Source organism: Devosia sp. (assembly GCF_036676215.1).
Lineage (GTDB): Bacteria > Pseudomonadota > Alphaproteobacteria > Rhizobiales > Devosiaceae > Devosia.
The window spans coordinates 1-2402 of record NZ_JAKFDJ010000188.1; the positions used below are offsets into that span (position 1 = coordinate 1).

Sequence of the window (2402 nt, forward strand, 5' to 3'; positions counted from 1 at the left end):
GTCCTGAGCGCATAGGCATTGGTAAAATTATTTTCCGATACGGTCAATATTTAGCGTATCGGAAAATTCTTGACGCTTGTTGCGGGGCGACCAGAGTTGAACTAGCTAGTGCCCGTCCATAAACGCCTGTTTTTCTGCGGTTTTGAAAGGTTGTTTGCCGGCTGCCATCGTTTCTTGGGACGCGTGATGGCACAAGGCCGCGCAGGTTATGGCCCGAAGAGCGATCTGGCGGCAATGGGATCATGGGGTATCGGCCGACGCTCGCCGGGCTTGCTCTGAACGCTACCGGATCAGGAGCGTAAGGTCGGCCTGAGGCGGGCAAGGAGGGCGAGATTGTAAGCGACCACCGAGGACCAGACATAAGCCTTAAAGTGGTCGAGCCCGCGCCAGGTGCAGCGCCCCAAGCCATAAGCGCGCTTCAGACATGAGATGCCGGCCTCGATGCCAGCGCGGAAGTTTCTGAGCTTGCGATAGACCCAACGGCTCTTGACCATGTCTTCGATCTTGAGGCCGCACTTCTTGTGGAAGGCCATGTCGCGGATGCCACAGGCTTTGGCTCGGCTCAAATTATCGCGGCTGGCATAGCCGCCGTCGGCCGCCGCCTGACGCGGCGCCTGGCCATAAAAGGCGATGTGGCGTTCCAGCATCGGCAGCAAGCGCTCGCTGTCGGCCGGGTTGCCGGTTTCGACGACGAGGTCGAGGACTAGTCCGCTTCTGCCGGTGGTCAGATTGAGTTTGTGGCCGTAGTCGACGTCGCGGCTGCCTTTGACGATGATGTCGGCATGCGGCTCGAACAGGCTCACCAGCTTCTCGCCAGCCGGCACCGGCTCGCCGGCCAGGACCCGCCGTTCGGTCTGGGCGATGATCCGCTCGATCAGCGGCTTATAGTGGCGGAGCTGGGTCTGCCACGGTTCGCCGGCCGGGCCCGCCGTCAGGGGCAACTGTTCACTCGCCTGCTGCAGATAACTCAAGGTCGTGCGCGTGATCTTGAGCAGTTCGCGGTAGTGCTTCACCCGTTTCGGGCGACCGCGGGTATATTCGATCGCCCGAGCCCGCTTCTTTGCCGCGCGGCGGTGGTCGTGCCATGGGATGGCGCTCCCCAGTGCATCGCCCTGCTGCAACAGCCGCACCATCACCCGCACGGCGTCCCATAACAGGCTGCTGTCGCTCGGCTCATGGATCAGTGCGGCGGTGACGGTGCTGTCCACACGCACGACCTTGCCACTTTCGAGCTTCTCCTGCAGGGCGCTCGCCAGCAGCACCCGGTTGATCTCTTCAAAGGTTTGCGCCCGGATCGCGCTGATCGTCTTGTGCAAGACCGACTTTTTCGGGCTCCAGCCCCACGGCAGCCGGGCAAAAGCCCGGAACGAGGCGGAGTCTTCCAGATGGAACGCCAGCTCCTGATAGCTCAACTGGCGATATTGCTTGAGTAGCGCGCAGCGCAGCACCGCCTCCGTCGGCAGGCCCTCGCGGCCGGTTTCCTTGATGCCGTGTCGGCGCAGATCCTGCGTCACCTGGCTCAGCACCTCGCCATGCTCATCCAGCCACTGAGACATGGCTTTCAATTCACGGCTGATCTCGTGCCCGGCAAAAAGATCGAATATACTGGATTGGACGGTGCGTTCTTGGCGCATTGTCGGCTCCGGCGGTGACGGGTTTGTCTTTAGAATCAGTAGCTTGATCTAAAGTATACCTGAAACCGCCGGGCTTTGCCCGCGGCAATATCGCGATTCCTCCAATAATTTCAGCGGTTTACCGTTTGTGGATGGGCACTAGGCTAGGCGCTGGAGCTCGAGCGAAGCTGCTCGCGACAGCCGCTGCTGCGTTTACGTTCGCCGCCATCCCTTGGGGGTCGGCGACTGCCCAAACGCCCCAATCTGCTAAGCCGAACATTCTCATGATCGTCTCCGATGACACGGGTTTTGGCGATCTTGGACCGTATGGCGGTGGCGAAGGACGCGGGATGCCGACGCCAAATATCGACAAGTTGGCAGACAGTGGCATGACGTTTTTTAACTTCTACGCGCAGCCGAGTTGTACACCTGGCCGCGCAGCGATGATCACGGGGCGAATTCCCAACCGCAGCGGCATGCTCGAGAAAGACAACATCGCATCCCAGGCGAACCTGAACATTTTCCGGGCGGAGTATTTGGTCTTGCCCGCGGCTCGGGCCGGTCGGTCGAAGAGCACCTCCGTCTGGCTGAACCCCAGCCAGGCCACCATGCCTCGGAGGAACCGATGCCCTTCTCGCAGGTGGCCGAGCGCCTCGGTCGACTCCCTGGTCATCAGCCGGAAGTCGCCGACGTTGAGCGGCAGTTCCCGGTGGACGAAGGTGTGCATGACCCAATAGAAGACGGCCGCCGTCGCGCGCTTGAAGACGCTCTCGCCCTCGCGGCGGCGGC

Annotated in this window: 1 protein-coding gene and 2 pseudogenes; 1 reads left to right on the forward strand and 2 read right to left on the reverse strand. The window is 61.4% G+C overall.

Annotation, left to right across the window (positions count from 1 at the left end; all coding sequences use genetic code 11):
• Positions 1 to 290 precede the first annotated feature (290 nt).
• Positions 291 to 1634, reverse strand: coding sequence for an ISNCY family transposase (locus V6M52_RS15320; RefSeq protein ID WP_332687821.1), 1344 nt, complete (start codon positions 1632 to 1634; stop codon positions 291 to 293).
• Positions 1635 to 1765: 131 nt separating this feature from the next.
• Between V6M52_RS15320 and V6M52_RS15325 the strand changes: the two are divergent.
• Positions 1766 to 2092, forward strand: a pseudogene (locus tag V6M52_RS15325) (sulfatase-like hydrolase/transferase); the annotation flags it as partial.
• On the opposite strand, the pseudogene V6M52_RS15330 reads toward V6M52_RS15325, so the two are convergent.
• Positions 2020 to 2402 (reverse strand): annotated as a pseudogene (locus tag V6M52_RS15330) (hypothetical protein); the annotation flags it as partial. The pseudogenes V6M52_RS15325 and V6M52_RS15330 overlap by 73 nt on opposite strands.

Bases quoted from the DNA above. Each gene is read 5' to 3' on its own strand.
- V6M52_RS15320 (WP_332687821.1), bottom strand. From the start codon at position 1,634: ATGCGCCAAGAACGCACCGTCCAATCCAGTATATTCGATCTTTTTGCC.